Consider the following 16,975-nt stretch of genomic DNA (forward strand, 5'->3'; position numbering starts at 1 on the left):
CTCTCAATCGATTGGCAACATCGTATGGCGACGTGCCTTATGGACTTGTTCGTCGGCGTGATACGACGAGCGGACGAGCGGTCCGGCCTCGCAATGTGAGAAGCCTTTTGACAACGCGATCTCTTTCAACTCGGCAAACTCGTCCGGGTGATAGTAGCGTTCGACGTCGAGGTGTTTTTTTGTCGGCTGTAAATATTGACCGAGCGTCAATATATCGACGTCATGGGCGCGTAGATCATCCATCGCTTGGATGACTTCTTCTCGTGTCTCGCCAAGGCCGAGCATGATCGACGACTTCGTCGGGATGTCCGGATTCAGTTCTTTGGAACGTTTTAAAAATTCGAGCGTGCGGTCGTACGTCGCTTTGGCCCGGACGCGCGGCGTCAAGCGGCGCACCGTCTCCAAGTTATGGTTCATAATGTCCGGCCCCGCGTCGATCAACGTCTGAAGCGCCGAGAAGTCGCCCATCATGTCGGACGGCAATACTTCAATCGATGTTTCCGGGTTCAACGCGCGCACGGCACGGACCGTCTCGGCGAACACGGTCGCCCCATAATCGTTCAAGTCGTCGCGGGCGACGGCGGTGATGACGACGTGTTTCAAGTTCATGAGCCGAACCGACTCGGCGACGCGCTTCGGCTCTTCCCAGTCGAGTTCGTTCGGTTTACCGGTCGTGACCGCGCAGAAGCGGCACGCCCGTGTACAGATGCTCCCGAGGATCATGAACGTCGCCGTGCGGCGGACAGCCCAACATTCATGGATGTTCGGACATTTCGCTTCCTCGCACACCGTGTTCAAATTCTTCTCTCGCATCATCTTTTTAAGGCCGGTATACGTCTCATTCGTATTCAACTTGATCTTCAGCCATTCCGGCTTTCGTTTCAGTTCCCCTCTTGCCATTTCGGATTCCCCCTTTATCATGTCAACCCCTATCGAAATGAGTTTACCAAAAAACAGGTGCGAATCGAACCACTCAAATTATTGGCTTTGCCAATACAGGTGGAACGTGTTGCAAGACAGGTCATATGTTTCAAAATGGTTACGCTTTCATTAAAGTCATTGTTTCCCATTTTTTGAATTGCTATACTGACGTTGACCACCTGAATAATGACCATATGTAACTGATTCGATCAGGCATGGGGTGAACGAGCGTTGGTGAGGCAACGCTTATTCCTCCATGCCTTTTTGTTTGTGGTCGGGGGAACTTTCAAAAAGGAGTGAAAACATGAACAAAGTACTGAACTGGACAGCAACACTCGGATTGACGACAGCGTTACTCGTCTCGTCCGTCCCGATGGCAAACGCCGTCGTGGCAGAGGAGACGCCGGCACAATCGATTGAAGCACGGGTGAACGCGCAACTCGAGGCGATGACGCTCGAACAGAAACTCGGACAGATGATCATGCCAGACTTCCGACTTTGGAACGGGGCGAACCATACGGCACTCGCGCCAGATGTGGCGCGGGTCATCGACCGGTTCGACCTCGGAGGTGTCATCTTGTTCGCGGAAAACGTGACCGAGACCGAACAGACGACGAAACTCGTTCACGACCTGCAAGAAGTCGTCAAGCAAGACGACAGCAACGACGTCCCGCTCTTCATCACAATCGACCAAGAAGGCGGGATCGTGACCCGGCTCGGGACCGGCACGAACTTACCGGGGAACATGGCGCTCGGGGCGACGCGGAGCAGCCAATATGCGTATGATGCGGGGAACATCATCGGGTCAGAGCTGAACGCGCTCGGGGTGAACGTCAACTTCGGTCCGGTCTTAGACGTCAACAACAATCCGGCCAACCCGGTCATCGGGGTGCGCTCGTTCTCGAGTGACCCTGAGCTCGTCGGCGAACTCGGCTCAGCGATGACGCAAGGGATTCAAGACCAAGGCGTTGCCGCGACGGCGAAACATTTCCCGGGGCACGGCGACACGGCGGTCGACTCGCACTACGGCTTACCGATCGTCGATAAGTCACTCGAAGACTTGCGCGGCCTCGAGCTGTTGCCGTTCAAGCGGGCCATCACGGAAGGCATCGATATGATCATGACGGCCCACATCGGGATGCCACAAATCGAGGACGAGGTCGTCAACTCTCCGCGCGGCACGTTCCCGCTCCCGGCGACGCTCTCTGACGACGTCATCACCGGCGTCTTGCGTGACGAGATGGGCTATGACGGCATCGTCATCACAGACGCTTTGAACATGCAGGCGATCGCGGACAACTTCACCGAAGCCGAGGCGGTCATCAAGACGTTTGAAGCGGGCGTCGATATCGCCCTCATGCCGACGATTTTACGGTCGAACGCAGACGTCGTGAAACTTGAGACGATCTTTGAAGACGTCATGGCGGCTGTCGAGAGCGGTCGTTTGCCAGAAGCGAAGATCGATGAAGCGGTCGAACGGATCTTGAAACTGAAAGCGGAACGCGGGATTTGGAGCGAGTCAGTGGATACGACGACCCTCGAGGCGAAACTTGCGGAAGCGAACACGGTCGTCGGCAGTGCCGAGCATAAGGCGAAAGAGCGTGAAATCGCCGAAGCAGCCGTCACGCTCGTGAAGAACGACGACAAGACGCTCCCGTTCAAACCGAAAAAAGGTGACACGGTGCTCGTCATCTCGCCAGCGAAAGACCAGACCGACAGCATGGTCAAGACGATCAAATCGCTTAAAAAGAACGCGGGCAACATGAAACAAGTGAACGTCATCACGGCGAACTATACGGCGTCAACGAAACACTTGGATCAAAATCCGGCCCTTAAAGAGAAGCTCGATGCGGCCGACTATATCATCGTCGGCTCGAACGTGAACAACAGCGCCAAGCTGAAAGCGACGTCAGCGGACAATTACGTACCGGCAGAAGTGTTCCGCTATGCCAACGAGACGGGCAAGAAATCGGTGTTGCTCAGCCTTCGTAACCCGTACGATGTGGCTGTCCAACCGGATGCGCCGGCCCAGCTGCTCATCTATGGCTTCAAAGGTGACCCGAACGGACCGGACTCTGAAGCAGGTAACGCCAAATCGGCTGGACCAAACCTTCCGGCTGGCATTCGCGCCATTTTCGGTGAAGTCAAACCAGGAGGCAAGCTCCCGGTCGACGTCCCGACGTTTGAGAACGGTATGTTCGGTGACGAACTCCACCTCGAATTCGGTGACGGCTTCAAGAACTGGAATAAATGAGAACAGCGAGCGCCCTTGAGGGTGCTCGCTGCTTTTAGTTTTGGTTTACGCCTCGAAGTAACTGACGACAAGGAGTCCAGGACCTGTGTGCGCGCCAATCGCTGAACCGACGATTGTCTTCGTCACGCTGGCCGGATTCATCTGTTCAAGCAGTAGTGCTTCCAGTTGATCGGCTTTGGCCGGGTCGTCCCCGTGACCGATAAAGATGTGATGTCCTTCGATGAGCGGTTTCGACTCGGTCATCCACTCGACGATGCGCCGCATCATTTTTTTATGGCCGCGAATCTTCTCGATCGGGACGAGCTTACCATCTCGGACAGTGAGCAGCGGTAAAATCGTCAACAAGTCCCCGATGAACGCGCTCGCTCTCGAGACGCGGCCACCGCGCATCAAGTACTCGAGCGATTCGACGGTGAACAAGTGGCGGATCTTCCCGACAAGCGACTCGGCGTAGGCGATCGTCTCCTCGTACGAGTGGTCTTGGCCGTATTCGGCGACCGTTCGGACGAACAATCCTTGTCCGACCGACGCGGTCCGCGTGTCAAGAATATGGAACGTGCTGTTCGGGTATTCTTCTTTAAGCAAGTTCCCGACCATGACGGCCGTTTGATATGTACCGGACAGTTCGCCCGAGAAGGCGAGGTAAAGGAACGGGATCTCAGACTCGAGATGTTGGCGGAAACAGTGTTCAATCCGGGCCGCCTCGATTTGGAACGTCTTCGGCGTCTTGCCGACACGCATCGCGTCATATACTTCTTTCGGCTGAATCGTCTCTCCGTCTAAAAACTCTTCGTTGTCGATGATGACCCCGAGCGGTAACATCTCGAGGCCGTATTCGACGATCTGGTCTTGCGTCAAATCAGCACCGGTATCGGTTATGATTTTGAACATGGTTGGATCACTCCTCTAGTAGTTGGTGTTCAATGTCACGGATCGGTTCGTTTCGTTGCCACATGCGATCAAGCTGAACGATGAGCGTCGCTTGTTCGTCTGTGTCGAGTGTTGCCGGGACGAGTCGGCTCGTCTCCCCGAGCACGTCATAGGCACGGCGGAGCACATCCTCGACGGTGAGCGGGATGTGAAGCAAGTCTTCGAGCGACGCCATCGTCTCCGGGATGATCGCCGGGTACGTGAATCGTGTCGCTTCGCCTTGGATGGCACGGTCGTAAAAGTCACGGATGAGGGCGGCACGAGCGCTGCCGCTTTTGCGGACGCTCAAATAAATTTGGACGGCGACACCGCCACGGACACGTCGCTGCGAGATGCCGGCGAACTTTTTACCGTCAATCGATAGATCGAAGCTACCCGGGCAGTACGAACCGACGATCTCGCCAGGCACGATTTTGTCCGTCACGTCTTTGAACATATTTTGAATGAGCGACGTCATCGCCTCATAGCCGCTATCGATTTGAATGCCGTCATTCTCGGGTAGAATAAGAGATAGGTTCAATACATCTTCGTCGAGGACGACCGCAAGTCCTCCCGAGTTACGGACGACGGGGCGATAGCCGTGTTCGTGCAGCAATCGGATGCCATCGCGCAGATGAGGCAGCCGCGCGTCTTGAATCCCGAGCACGACTGTGTTCAGATGGACCCAGGCCCGCAAGACGGCGCCTTGGTGTTTCGTCGACGCGCACAGCGTATCGTCCGTCGCGAACGATTGCTCGGCTTGAAACGCCGCACCGAGCGATGATTGGTCGATCAGGCGGTAGGTCGGTTGTCGTAAAAGTGGATGGATCATATACATAATTCCTTTTCAAAAAATAATATCTTCCTCATTATAGCATGGAGGGAACGACTCGGAAGAAGTCGAATCAGTACAATATAAAACGCAGGGGGCAGAAACATGTACACATCAAGAGGTCAGCTATCTGGGTCAAAAGTGTTTAAAGACCCGGTCCATCGCTATATATACGTCTACGATCATCTCATTTGGGAGTTGATCAACACGAAAGAGTTTCAACGGTTACGTCGGATCAAGCAGCTCGGGACGTCGTTTTTGACATTCCACGGGGCTGAACACACCCGATTCCACCACTCGCTCGGCGTCTATGAGATTGCCCGGCAGTTGATCGACCAGTTCCGCGACTATCCGGAATGGGACGATCGCGACCGGGAGCTGTTGCTCGCGGCGGCACTGTTGCATGACGTCGGGCACGGCCCGTTCTCGCACGCGTTCGAGCACGTCTTCTCGGTCCGCCATGAAGTCTGGACCGAACGGATCATCTTAGGGAATACGGAAGTGAATAAAGTGCTCTCCGAGATGGGTGTCGGGTTCCCGGAAGAAGTCGCGGCCATCATCAACAAGACGCACCCGAACCGGCTCATCGTCAACATGCTCAGCTCACAGCTCGACGTCGACCGGATGGACTATTTACTTCGCGATGCCCATTTCGCCGGCGTCAGTTACGGAAAGTTCGACCTCGAGCGGATGTTGCGCGTGTTGCGGCCGGACGAAGATCAAATCGTCGTCAAACAATCGGGGATGCATACGATTGAAGACTATATCATGCGGCGCTATCAAATGTATTGGCAAGTCTATCTGCATCCGGCGACGCGTTCGAGTGACTTGCTATTAAAAGCCGTGCTCGAGCGGGCCCAAGAACTGCATGAATCGGGCTATGTGTTTGAGATGACACCGAAGCATTTCTTGCCGATCTTCAACCATGACGAGATGACGCTCGAACACTATTTGAAGCTTGACGAGACGATCGTCTACTTCTATTTCCAAGAATGGATGGACGAGGCAGACCCGATTTTGGCTGATCTGGCGAGCCGTTTCGTCAATCGTCGCCTGTTAAAGTATAAAAACTTCCCAGAAGCGAACCGTGTCCGCTATATGGACCGGTTACGGTCGACGATGGAAGCGATCGGGTTGCCGACGCGCTATTATTTGCTCGAGGACCAGCTCAGCCAGCTGCCATATGATCTATATAAAGGGCACGGCACGTACGAAGGGATTTACCTGCAGATGAACGACGGCGACCGTCGCGAGATTTCAGAGGTGTCGATGCTCGTCCAATCGATTTTGAATTCGCGACAGTCGGACGAGAAAATTTATTACCCTGAGGACGTGCTGTTGAACTTGAAAGACCACGCTTCAGAAAAATCATGGATGTTGTCAACGTTACGCGGCGATTGAATCGCTTGAAAAGGATGTGACACCATGGGGGTCGGGACGCTCATCGGCGGAATCGGCATCTTTTTGTTAGGGATGATGCTGTTGACCGATACGTTGAAAAGCTTGGCTGGGGAAAGACTGCGAGAGCGATTGAACCGCATGGCGGAAGGACCGGTGGCAGGGGCATTTCTCGGTGCGACGATGACGGCGTTGTTTCAGTCCTCGACCGTGACGACGCTCATGACGATCAGTTTCGTCAGCGCAGGGTTGTTGACGTTCACGCAGGCGCTCACGCTCGTCATCGGGGCGAACGCCGGTAGTGCGACGACGGGATGGATCGTAGCGCTCCTCGGCTACAACGTCGACATTCGGGAGCTCTTACTGCCGCTCATCGGCGTCGGGATGGCGCTCCGCTTGATCGGACGACGGGTCAAGCGGATTGGGATGTTGCTCGTCGGTCTCGGACTTGTTTTTGTCGGCATCGGCACACTTCAAGAAGCGATGCGGGAAGTCGTCACGTTCTCGTTTTCGGGCTGGGACACCGACACACCGCTTCATCAATTAGCCTTGCTCGGCACGGGCCTGTTCATGACCGTCGTCTTGCAATCGTCGAGTATCGGTCTCGTCTTGACGATGACGGCGCTCGCGACCGACACGGTGACGCTCGCGCAGGCTGCATTCCTCGTACTCGGGCAGAGTGCCGGGACGAGTCTTGTCGTCGCGCTCGGCTCGCTCGGAGGATGGAAATCAGCGCGGCGCATCGTGCTCGGACACGTACTCGTTCATAGTTCGATTTTGTTGATTGGCTGGCTGACGTTCCCGCTTTTGTTTGGTGTCGTCAATCGCGTGGCCGACTGGTTGAATTGGAATGAGCTATTGCGGCTCGCATTGTTCCATACGTCGTTTCACTTGCTTGGCGTGTTGACGTTTCTGCCGTTTCACGAAGCGTTCAGCCGGCGGTTGCTCAAATGGGTGCCGAGTCGGTCTGAAAAGCTGATCCGTTTCCTCGACCCGAACATGTCGCGGATTCCGACGGTCGCACTCGAGGCGGCAAGACGTTCGTTGATTGAGATCGAGCGCTATCTCGGAAACGAGACGAAACTGTTATTGACGGAAGCGCGCAAGCGGGAGGACGAGTTGCAGCTCGTCGAGAAGACGCTCGGTGACGTCCGGGTGTTTTTGAGCACGATTCAATTGGAAGAAGGACAGGGCCGCAACGACTACGGACAACACTTGTCACTGCTCCATACGATCGACCATTTGGAGCGCTGGCTGTTCGTCCTGCGCGAAGTCGATCCCGTCGACGCCCTCCGCGACACCGACTTTTTAGTCGCACGTCAGCTCGTCTTGCACGAGCTCGAGCTTGTCGATGCCCTCAACCATCACACGCCGCCGGAGGATTCGAAACAATGGAAGACGGCGTCGAAGCAGCTCGCCGAGTACCGGAAAGCGCATCGGGCCGAGATGTTAGAGGAGACGGCGGCGAACCAGCTTGAAATGGAGCAGACGATTCGCAAAGTTCAAGCGCTCCTTTGGCTTGACCGACTTGGTTATCACGTCTGGCGGGCGACCCGGCACTTGATCAAGCCGACCGTCCCGAGCGAGCGGTTCGAAGTGAACTTAGAAGACTGAAAAAACACCCGCGCGTCCAACTGGATGCGCGGGTGACTGGCGTTACTTTTTGTCGGCGTGCATGACACCGGCTTGACCGTAGTTCGTCGCGTCCATCTCTTCGATGAAGACGGTGATGTTCTCTTTCGGTGCGTTCGTCGTCTCTGAGACGGCGTCTGTCACTTTCTCGATCAAGGCACGTTTCTGATCAACAGTACGGCCTGGGAGCATTTTTACGGTAACGTATGGCATATTATTTCCTCCTTTTCTAGTTCTCTTCTATTTTAGAGAATCACTAGTCGAGAGGAAAGTGAAAAATCAATGGAATGCAGCTTCGATGATGTGAGGCGCACTCGATTTCGATAAGTTTTTGTGCACGACGCGCTCTGGTTTCGTCCGTAACTCGTCACGGAACGAGTTGGAAAGCTCGGCTTCTCCGATGACGACAAGCGATTCCCAGTCGTGTGCACCTTTCATCTGTTCGACGGTTTGGGCGAGGTCGCGGTAGAAGCGACCGAGATTTTCGGCAAGTCGACGATCGAATTTATCGACTTGCGAGCTGCTCGACGCCATACGGTCACCCGAAGCCGTCCCTTCGAACCGAACCCACTCCTCGGTCTCAGGGTCGAACGCGAATTCGAACGATGCATCGATGTGCCCGAGTGAGGTGTCGAGTACCGTCACGTGGTCGAGGTTCGTCAAAATAATACCGGTGGACGGAAATTTTTGTTGTAACGCCTCGAGTGGTTCAAGTACTGGCTTCGTTTCCCAGTGGAACGACGTCTCGACATCGTGTTGAAGGTAGTATGTTTCAAATAAATCGTTTTCTTCTGAAGCAAAAATGATTAGGCTGCGCGCCAAGTCGTTTCGGTGTTTGCCGAGCTCTTGATCGACTTGTTTGCGTACTTTTTTGAAGTTCTTCAGTTGCGTCTCGTCACCGGACGCCTCTAAATATTCACCGATTCGCTTCAAACCGTTCTTCAAGTGGATTGACCAGTCGCCTTGTTGGTTAGGTCCTGTATTAAGGTAGACCGATAGCACACACTTGTCCTTGCATTCAATCTGACGCAATTGTTTCAAGTCGCTTGCTAATCCCATCTTAATTCCTCCCTAAAGTAAACGTTCTCTTAACCTGTTTCCTACTTGGTTAGGACTCAAACACCGAACACGATGGGAAAATGTGAAAAAAGCAGGTGCGAAACGAGATGAATCCGGGTAAGTAACAAGACAGACTAGCAGTAGGAGGAACAATCGTATGAAATGGAAAGGCAGACAGGCGAGTCGGAATGTCGAAGACCGGCGGGGCCGAAGTGTTGGGGGAAAAGGGATTGCAGGAATCGGGGGTGGCCTTGGCCTCATTTTAGTCATCGTCTTCACGCTTTTGAACGGGGGTAACCCGGCCGATATCGTCAACAATATCGGAATCGGTGAGCCGCAGTCTTCCGAGACGTATCAAGGCTCGGCGCGGGAAGAAGAGATGGCGGACTTTGTCTCGGTCGTCCTGCGTGACACCGAAGAAGTGTGGACCGACATCTTTGCCGAGAACGGGTTGACGTATCGGGAACCGGCGCTCGTCCTCTACTCAGGACAAGTCGAGTCGGCGTGTGGGATCGCTGGCTCGGCGGTCGGACCGTTTTATTGCCCGGGTGATCAGAAACTGTATATCGATTTGAGTTTCTATGATGAACTCGGTCAGCGCTTCAACGCGCCAGGTGATTTCGCGATGGCGTACGTCGTCGCCCATGAGGTCGGACACCACGTGCAGACGTTGCTCGGCACGACCGACGAAATCATGCCGCTGCGCAACGAGATGAGCGAGACCGAGTTCAACACGTACTTGGTACGGTTCGAACTTCAAGCCGACTACTATGCCGGTGTATGGGCGCATCACGCCCAAGGCATGGGCTATTTAGAGGCGGGTGATGTCGAAGAAGCGATGAACGCGGCGCACCAAATCGGTGACGATACGCTACAAAAACAAGCACGCGGCTACGTCACGCCGGACTCGTTCACGCACGGGACGTCGGAACAACGGAAACGATGGTTTGATAAAGGGTTTCAAAATGGAACAATCCAAGGCGGCGACACGTTCAATACGAAAAACTTATAAGCCTCACCTGCAGGTTGAGCGCGAGCTCGGCCTTTTTCGTGTCCAAGTTGGAATGTGAGGAAAGAATCCGCTATCATTAAATACAGCAACTAGTAGCAGGAAGGGGATGACCTGATGGAATCCTTACTGAAAAAAATCGAGCTCGCCCAAGGCGAGATGACGTCCGTCGAAAAGAAAATCGCGGACTACATCTTGACCCATTCGACGCTCGTCCCGAATATGACGACGAAAGAACTCGCCCAAAAGACCGACGTGTCAGAAGCGAGCATCGTCCGCTTCGCGCGTGTCGTTGGGATCGACAGCTTCAAATCGTTCAAGCTCGCCCTCGTCAAAGACTTGGCGATCACAGAGACGATGCTGACCGACTTTAATGTCCTCCAACAGAAGGACACGCCGTACGACTCGTTCCAAAAAGTCATCCATGTGAACAAGATGGCCATCGAGGCTTGTGCCGAGGCGATGGACAAACGTGAACTCGAACACGCGATCGATACGTTCGCTCGCGCGAACCGGGTCATCTTCTACGGAGTCGGTGGCTCATCGACGGCCGCCTATGACGCGCAGTACAAGTTCACGAAACTCGGCTACGCCGCTCTGACATCGCAAGACTTTCACTACATGCTGTCGCTCATCCCGCATCTTGGGCCGACCGACGTCTTCGTCGCGATCAGCACGTCGGGCCGGACGAAAGACGTGCTCGAGCTCGTCCGGTTCGCTAAGAAAAAAGGCGTCACCGTCGTCGCCATCACTGACCTCGACAAGTCGCCGCTTTACCGCGAGGCGGACGTCCGTCTGTGCACACCGACCGTCGAACGAGATTACCGGATTGCGAGCATCGCCTCACGGATGACACAATTGACGATTATCGACACGCTCTACATGGGTCTGTTGCACCGAAAAGGCGAAGGGCTGATCGATCGTTACGCCGAGGCGCGCGACGAGATGGTGAAGCTGCGCCGGTGATTCGCCGATATGAAGCGTCAGACCGTGAACGAGTGGCAGCTTTCCTCATGAGACAACAAGCGTTCGCCGCATTGAACGCTCAGACGCTCGAAGTGTTCCGCGATGAGAATTTGGCTGACTTCGAGGAGACAGGTACGGTCAGCCTCGTCGTGGAGGACGACGTGGCGATCGTGGCGATGGCGGATTTGTTGAGGCGTCATCCGGTTGATGGTTCACTCTGGCTCGGTCTGCTTCTCGTCGACGAACAACTTCACGGCACCGGTCGCGCCCAGACGGTATACGATCAACTCGAGCGGGACCACATGCGTCCGTTTCAGACGACGTTCCGGCTCGGTGTGCTCCCGACGAACGTGCGGGCCCGTCGTTTTTGGGAGCGGCAAGGCTAGGTGTATGAGACAGACTCGGTCACGGGGGATGGTGTCCACGTCCACGTGTTGAAAAAAGACATCGAATGAAGCGAACTCGGTCCTCAAATGGCCGAGTTTTTTTATTGGCACTCGAGTCGAGGGTTTATGAAATTATAATTCTTTATTCATTTAAATAAGTTTGACTTTTAATTTCAAATTAGTACAATAAAACTAGAGAGAAGAAAGGATGGTGGCGATGTTAGACAAATTGGCTACAGAACGACGGAACGAACGGACGATGCGCCTAGACGACATGACGGTTGAGGAACTGCTCGGCGTGATGAATGAAGAGGACCAGTCGGTGCCTCACGTGATCAAGCAACAGCTTCCGGTCATCGCACAAGTCGTAGAACGGGCGATCACATCGTTTAAACGAGGCGGACGCTTGATCTATATCGGTGCGGGGACGAGTGGACGACTCGGTATTTTAGATGCGGCAGAATGTGTCCCGACGTTCGGCGTGTCAGCGGACATGGTCGTCGGCTTGATTGCCGGTGGCGAACGCGCGCTCGTCAAAGCGGTCGAGGGAGCAGAGGATAGTATGGATTTGGCAATCAACGATTTGAAAGCGCTTCACTTGAGTCCGGACGATACGGTCATCGGCATCGCCGCGAGCGGCCGGACCCCGTACGTCATCGGCGGACTCGATTACGCGCGTGACGTCGGTGCGACGACGGCGGCGCTATCTTGCAACGAAGGCTCAAAAATCAGCGAGCACGCCGAGTTTAAAATCGAGGTCGAGACGGGACCGGAAGTATTGACCGGATCGACGCGCTTGAAAGCGGGGACGGCCCAAAAACTTGTCCTCAACATGATCTCGACGGCGTCGATGATTGGAGTGGGCAAAGTGTATCAAAACTTGATGGTCGACGTGCAACCGACGAACGAGAAATTGGAAGTTCGGGCCAAACGGATGATTGCGGAAGCGACAGGGGTCGACGAACAGACGGCCGCGCGTTATTTCGCTTCATCGAACGGCCACGTCAAGACGGCGATCGTCATGATTTTAGCCGACGTCTCCTATGCAGAGGCAGTCGAGCGATTACAGCGCGCGAACGGATTCGTCCGCGACGCGATTTAAGGGGGATTACGAGATGAAGAAAGAAGAGGTGTTGGCGCAAGCCATACTCGAGCACGTCGGGGGAAAAGATAATATCCGCCAACTCGCGCACTGTATGACACGCGTCCGGTTGTCGTTGAAAGACCCAACGAAGGCAGATATTTCGGCACTCAAACAAATCGACGGTGTCATGGGCGTCATCGATGACGAGACGCTGCAAATCGTCGTCGGACCTGGAACGGTCAACCGTGTCGCGGATTACTTGAGCCGTGAGACGGGGCTCGCCATCGGGGAAGAGGCAGTCGATGCGAACTTGACGCCTGACGAGCGGGCGGCCATCGAGCGTCAAAAAGTGAAAGATAAACAGAAGTCACCGTTCAAACGTTTCTTGCGTCGCTTAGGGAATATCTTCATCCCGCTCATCCCGGGACTTGTCGCTTCAGGGATCATCAACGGGGCAGCGAACTTTGCCGTCAACGCTGGTGTCGACCGGACCGAGACGTGGATGCAAATTCTGCTTGTGCTCGGGAGCACGGTCTTCGCTTATCTCGCCATCCTCGTCGGGTGGAATACGGCGAAAGAGTTCGGGGGGACGCCGGTGCTCGGAGCGATTGCCGGGGGGATTTTGTTCAACCCGTTACTCGCCGACATCGTCATCTATGGGGAAGCACTCGTCGTCGGCAGGGGTGGATTGTTCGGTGTCATCTTTGCCGCTTGGCTCATGACGTATATCGAAAAACACGTCCGCCGCTTCATGCCGGTCTCGATTGATATTATCTTTACACCGCTGCTTACGGTGCTCGTCGTCGGCTTCACGGCGCTCTATGCGATCATGCCGGTCGCAGGCGTGTTGTCAGACGGCATCATGCAAGGACTGAACGCCGTGCTTGAAATCGGCGGACCGGTCGCAGGGGCCGTCCTCGCCGGCTTCTTCTTGCCGCTCGTCATGGTCGGCTTGCATCATGGTTTGACACCGATTCACCTTGAGTTACTGAACACCGTTGGCAACACGGCGCTCTTGCCGATCCTTGCGATGGCAGGAGCGGGACAAGTCGGGGCCGCGCTTGCGATTTTCGTGAAGACGCGCAACCAACGTCTCCGCAACATCATCAAAGGGGCGATCCCGGTCGGTTTCCTCGGAATCGGCGAACCGCTTCTTTACGGGGTCACGCTTCCGCTCGGCCGTCCGTTCTTGACGGCTTGTATGGGAGCCGCGGTCGGCGGTGCGTTCCAAGCGACGATGCAGACGGCAGCGCTCGGGATCGGGGTCTCGGGTCTTTCGCTCACACCGCTCATCGACAATGGGATGTACTTGACGTATATTGGGGGTCTCGTCATCTCGTATACGGCTGGCTTCATCTTCACATATTTCTTCGGTTTCAAAGAAGAGATGGCGGATGGGATTTAACAACCAAGGTGGCTCTTTCGAGTCACCTTTTTGAATAGGGAGGGCTGTTTTATATGAGAGGATTATCTGTTTACTTGAGCGAACCGCTGACAGAAGCGTTCACGGTGTGGATGAAACGTATGCGTGAGATCGGTTTTACGTCACTGTTCACATCGCTACATATCCCGGAAGACGATCCATCGGTCTACACGGAGCGTCTGCGTCGACTCGGCACGCTCGCGCGACAGCACGACATGGAACTGTTCGCCGATATCGCCCCGACTTCGCTCGCCGCGCTCGGGAAGACGTGGGACGACGCCCATACGCTCATCGACTGGGGGGTGACCGGCCTCCGCGTCGATTACGGGGTGACCCCGAAACAAGTCGCCGATTTGTCGAAACGGATGACCGTCGCCTTGAACGCGAGCACGTTGACTGCTGAAGAGCTCGACGCGATGAAACGGGAAGGGCTCATGACAGACAATGTCGAAGCTTGGCATAACTTCTATCCGCGTCCGGAGACCGGGCTCGACCGGCAATGGTTTGACGAAAAAAATGACTGGTTAAAACGACAAGGGTTGAGCGTGCAGGCGTTCATCCCGGGAGATGGGACGCTCCGCGGACCGCTATACGAACGACTGCCGACGCTTGAAGACCACCGGCAGCTGTCGACGTTCGCTGCTTATTTAGAGTTGACGGGGAGTGTCGACCGCATTTTGATTGGTGACCCGGGACTAGCGGATGCGACGGTCGAACAGTTCGCGTCATACGCGGACGGGATGCTCGTCCTCCGGGCCGAGGCGTATACGACGGTCGAGGCGGCGCTCTACCGCGTCCAGACGAACCGGATGGACCCGGCGCGCGACGTCATCCGTTCCGTCGAATCACGGGCGTATGGTCGCCCTGGGGACCGCTTGCTCGAACCGGTTGCGGCGAAACAGCGACCGCTCGGCACGATCACGATTGACAACATGGATTACGGGCGCTATGCTGGCGAAATGCAAGTGACGAAGACAGACCTTCAAGCCGACAAGCGGGTCAACGTGCTCGGACGTGTCATCGAAGCGGATCGTCCGCTCCTTCGTTCGGTTGGACCCGGTACGAAGTTTCGAATCGAGTGGGGCTGACGTTCGCGATTGCCACGTTCCCTCGTCTTTGTGTACAGTAGAGGGGGAGGGAATGCCATGAAAGATATCAACTTTAACATTATCGCTGACGATGCGACGGACGGCCACGGCGGTTTTGGGGTCGGATCGCTCAGTTTGAACAATATGTCGCCCGTCATCATCGACGTCGAGGCAGGTACGGCAGTGATCGACATGGGTGCGATGCACGCCAAGTCGGCAATCGAGAAGCGGATCAAGTTTTTGACCGACCCGGAAGCGGTGCCGAACGGTAAACCGTATTGGATCGTCTGGGTAACGGTCGGACGCAAGCCGGAAGGGTTCTACTACGGCGGGATTGCGGCTTGTGACATGTCGATTGACTTGGAGGCGCGTCGCGGGTACAAATTGCTCCCGTATCACGTCAACCAAATGGACAAATCGCTCAAAGGACGGATCCTCATCGATATGATGGATGCGCCGTCACGGAGCGTGCTCGCGGAGTTTCTGCAACAGCACCGTCCGGAGATATGGGACCAGTCGACCGAACTTCATACTGAGCTCGCGCGTCTCGCTGCCGAGTAAAAAGATTGGACCGTCACGGTCTCCAATCTTTTTTGTTTTCTTTTGAAGCAACTCGGGAAAATGACCGTGTTAAGGCCCGCAAATCAACCGGAATTGTAAGGAAATTTAGCATTATGCTATACTAAACGCACTGTGTAAAAAAGAAAGGGTGACACGATGAGTGAAACTAAGAAAATTTTGATTGGCCTCGCCTTAGGGGTCATCGTCGGTCTCGGGCTCGCCGGCCTATCCGGTAACGTCTACGACGTGATCAATACGTACATACTATCCCCAGTCGGGACAGTGTTTTTGAACTTGATTAAAATGTTAGTCGTCCCGATCGTCTTCTTCTCGATCATTCTCGGTGTCATGGGCCTAGGTGACCCGAAAGAGCTCGGTCGCGTCGGGTCGAAGGCGCTTCTGTTCTTCTTGACGACGACAGCGCTCGCCATCGTGCTCGCGATGGGTGTCGCGTCGGTCATCAAGCCAGGTGAACGCGGCAACTTCGACACAGCCAATCTAGCATTTGAATCGACAACGACCGAAGAATCGTCGAACATCGTCCAGACGTTCGTCAATATGATTCCGACGAACCCGATCCAAGCGCTCGCTGAAGGAAACATGTTACAGATCATCGTCTTCGCGGCGTTGATCGGGTTTGCGATGATCGCCCTCGGTGAACGTGCCAAAACGTGGCGCCGCTTCGTGAAACAAGGGGATCGCATCATGATGCATCTCATTCACTTGGTCATGAAGCTCGCCCCATACGGTGCCTTCGCGTTGATCGCCTCGGCCATCGGTGGTATCGGGTTTGATGCTGTCGCAGCGATGGCATGGTACATGTTTGCCGTCGTCTTGACGTTGTTCTTACATGCGACCATCGTTTACGGCGGAGCGCTCATCTTGCTCGGCAAGATGAGTCCGGTCTTCTTCTTTAAAAACTTCTATGAAGCGATCACGCTCGCGTTCTCGACGTCGTCTTCAAACGCGACGCTCCCTGTGTCGATGGAGCTCGCCCAGACGAAGCTCGGCGTCCCGCGTTCGATCTCGTCATTCGTCCAACCGCTCGGTGCGACGGTGAACATGGACGGAACGGCCATCATGCAAGGGGTCGCGACCATCTTTATCGCCCAAGTGTTCGCCGCTGACTTGACAATCACTGAGCTCGTGACGGTCGTCATCACGGCGGTGCTCGCCTCGATCGGGACGGCTGGCGTGCCGGGTGTCGGGCTCATCATGCTCGCGCTCGTCTTACAGTCGGTCAACTTGCCGGTCGAAGGGATCGCCCTCATCATCGGGGTCGACCGTATCCTCGACATGCTCCGTACGTCCGTCAACATCACGGGTGACGCGACGTGTGCGGTCGTTGTAGCGAAGCTTGAAGAGAAACACCTTCCACCTGTCGACGAAGATGCGTGGGATGAAGTCGAAGCGAAATAAAACAAAGGCTGACCTCGCGGGGTCAGCCTTTTGA

Annotated in this window: 16 protein-coding genes; 11 read left to right on the forward strand and 5 right to left on the reverse strand. The window is 55.1% G+C overall.

What is annotated here, in order from left to right:
* Positions 1 to 3 precede the first annotated feature (3 nt).
* Complete coding sequence (lipA, locus tag EVJ22_RS09075) at positions 4 to 921, reverse strand: lipoyl synthase (RefSeq protein ID WP_084812988.1); 918 nt, start codon at positions 919 to 921, stop codon at positions 4 to 6.
* A 304-nt stretch (positions 922 to 1,225) separates the two neighbouring features.
* Here lipA and EVJ22_RS09080 point away from each other — a divergent pair, with 304 nt between their 5' ends.
* Positions 1,226 to 3,175 carry a glycoside hydrolase family 3 protein gene (locus EVJ22_RS09080; RefSeq protein WP_131443781.1) on the forward strand — a complete coding sequence of 650 codons (1,950 nt, stop codon included), beginning with the start codon at positions 1,226 to 1,228 and terminating at the stop codon, positions 3,173 to 3,175.
* A gap of 45 nt (positions 3,176 to 3,220) precedes the next feature.
* Here the strand turns inward: EVJ22_RS09080 and EVJ22_RS09085 are convergent, their stop codons facing one another.
* Both EVJ22_RS09085 and EVJ22_RS09090 read right to left on the reverse strand, forming a co-directional pair.
* Positions 3,221 to 4,066 (reverse strand): DegV family protein, encoded by an 846-nt coding sequence (locus tag EVJ22_RS09085; protein WP_071398424.1) that lies wholly within the window; start codon positions 4,064 to 4,066, stop codon positions 3,221 to 3,223.
* 7 nt (positions 4,067 to 4,073) lie between these two features.
* Positions 4,074 to 4,916 (reverse strand): lipoate--protein ligase family protein, encoded by an 843-nt coding sequence (locus EVJ22_RS09090; RefSeq protein WP_071398423.1) that lies wholly within the window; start codon positions 4,914 to 4,916, stop codon positions 4,074 to 4,076.
* Between the two features lie 105 nt (positions 4,917 to 5,021).
* Here EVJ22_RS09090 and EVJ22_RS09095 point away from each other — a divergent pair, with 105 nt between their 5' ends.
* Both EVJ22_RS09095 and EVJ22_RS09100 read left to right on the forward strand, forming a co-directional pair.
* The gene (locus tag EVJ22_RS09095; protein WP_131443782.1) at positions 5,022 to 6,317 is read left to right on the forward strand and encodes an HD domain-containing protein; all 1,296 of its coding nucleotides are present in this window, start codon (positions 5,022 to 5,024) and stop codon (positions 6,315 to 6,317) included.
* 24 nt (positions 6,318 to 6,341) lie between these two features.
* Complete coding sequence (locus EVJ22_RS09100) at positions 6,342 to 7,928, forward strand: Na/Pi cotransporter family protein (protein WP_131443783.1); 1,587 nt, start codon at positions 6,342 to 6,344, stop codon at positions 7,926 to 7,928.
* A 42-nt stretch (positions 7,929 to 7,970) separates the two neighbouring features.
* Here EVJ22_RS09100 and EVJ22_RS09105 read toward each other — a convergent pair whose 3' ends face one another.
* On the reverse strand, positions 7,971 to 8,159 hold the full coding sequence (locus EVJ22_RS09105) for a 2-hydroxymuconate tautomerase (RefSeq protein ID WP_071398421.1): 189 nt from the start codon (positions 8,157 to 8,159) through the stop codon (positions 7,971 to 7,973).
* 66 nt (positions 8,160 to 8,225) lie between these two features.
* Positions 8,226 to 9,005, reverse strand: a complete 780-nt coding sequence (locus EVJ22_RS09110) for a VLRF1 family aeRF1-type release factor (RefSeq protein WP_071398420.1) — start codon at positions 9,003 to 9,005, stop codon at positions 8,226 to 8,228.
* A 157-nt stretch (positions 9,006 to 9,162) separates the two neighbouring features.
* On the opposite strand from EVJ22_RS09110, the gene ypfJ reads away from it, so the two are divergent.
* The 8 genes from ypfJ to EVJ22_RS09150 all read left to right on the forward strand — a co-directional run bounded on the left by ypfJ (position 9,163) and on the right by EVJ22_RS09150 (position 16,941).
* Entirely contained in the window at positions 9,163 to 10,017 is an 855-nt protein-coding gene (gene ypfJ / locus EVJ22_RS09115; RefSeq protein WP_131443784.1) for a KPN_02809 family neutral zinc metallopeptidase, read from the forward strand.
* A 114-nt stretch (positions 10,018 to 10,131) separates the two neighbouring features.
* Entirely contained in the window at positions 10,132 to 10,980 is an 849-nt protein-coding gene (locus EVJ22_RS09120; protein ID WP_070328251.1) for a MurR/RpiR family transcriptional regulator, read from the forward strand.
* Positions 10,977 to 11,366 carry a GNAT family N-acetyltransferase gene (locus EVJ22_RS09125; protein ID WP_233589663.1) on the forward strand — a complete coding sequence of 130 codons (390 nt, stop codon included), beginning with the start codon at positions 10,977 to 10,979 and terminating at the stop codon, positions 11,364 to 11,366. Before EVJ22_RS09120 ends, EVJ22_RS09125 begins: the two co-directional genes overlap by 4 nt.
* Before the next feature lie 208 nt (positions 11,367 to 11,574).
* Complete coding sequence (gene murQ, locus EVJ22_RS09130; RefSeq protein ID WP_071398417.1) at positions 11,575 to 12,468, forward strand: N-acetylmuramic acid 6-phosphate etherase; 894 nt, start codon at positions 11,575 to 11,577, stop codon at positions 12,466 to 12,468.
* Between the two features lie 13 nt (positions 12,469 to 12,481).
* The gene (locus EVJ22_RS09135; protein ID WP_131443785.1) at positions 12,482 to 13,855 is read left to right on the forward strand and encodes a PTS transporter subunit EIIC; all 1,374 of its coding nucleotides are present in this window, start codon (positions 12,482 to 12,484) and stop codon (positions 13,853 to 13,855) included.
* Between the two features lie 53 nt (positions 13,856 to 13,908).
* Positions 13,909 to 14,961, forward strand: a complete 1,053-nt coding sequence (locus EVJ22_RS09140; RefSeq protein ID WP_131443786.1) for a DUF871 domain-containing protein — start codon at positions 13,909 to 13,911, stop codon at positions 14,959 to 14,961.
* Positions 14,962 to 15,018: 57 nt separating this feature from the next.
* Entirely contained in the window at positions 15,019 to 15,522 is a 504-nt protein-coding gene (locus tag EVJ22_RS09145; protein ID WP_070328246.1) for a YwhD family protein, read from the forward strand.
* Between the two features lie 156 nt (positions 15,523 to 15,678).
* Positions 15,679 to 16,941: a dicarboxylate/amino acid:cation symporter gene (locus tag EVJ22_RS09150; RefSeq protein ID WP_131443787.1), complete on the forward strand. Its 1,263-nt coding sequence runs from the start codon at positions 15,679 to 15,681 to the stop codon at positions 16,939 to 16,941.
* Positions 16,942 to 16,975 lie beyond the last annotated feature (34 nt).

Origin of the sequence: Exiguobacterium sp. SH0S7, from assembly GCF_004337195.1 — a bacterium.
GTDB lineage: Bacteria > Bacillota > Bacilli > Exiguobacteriales > Exiguobacteriaceae > Exiguobacterium > Exiguobacterium aurantiacum_A.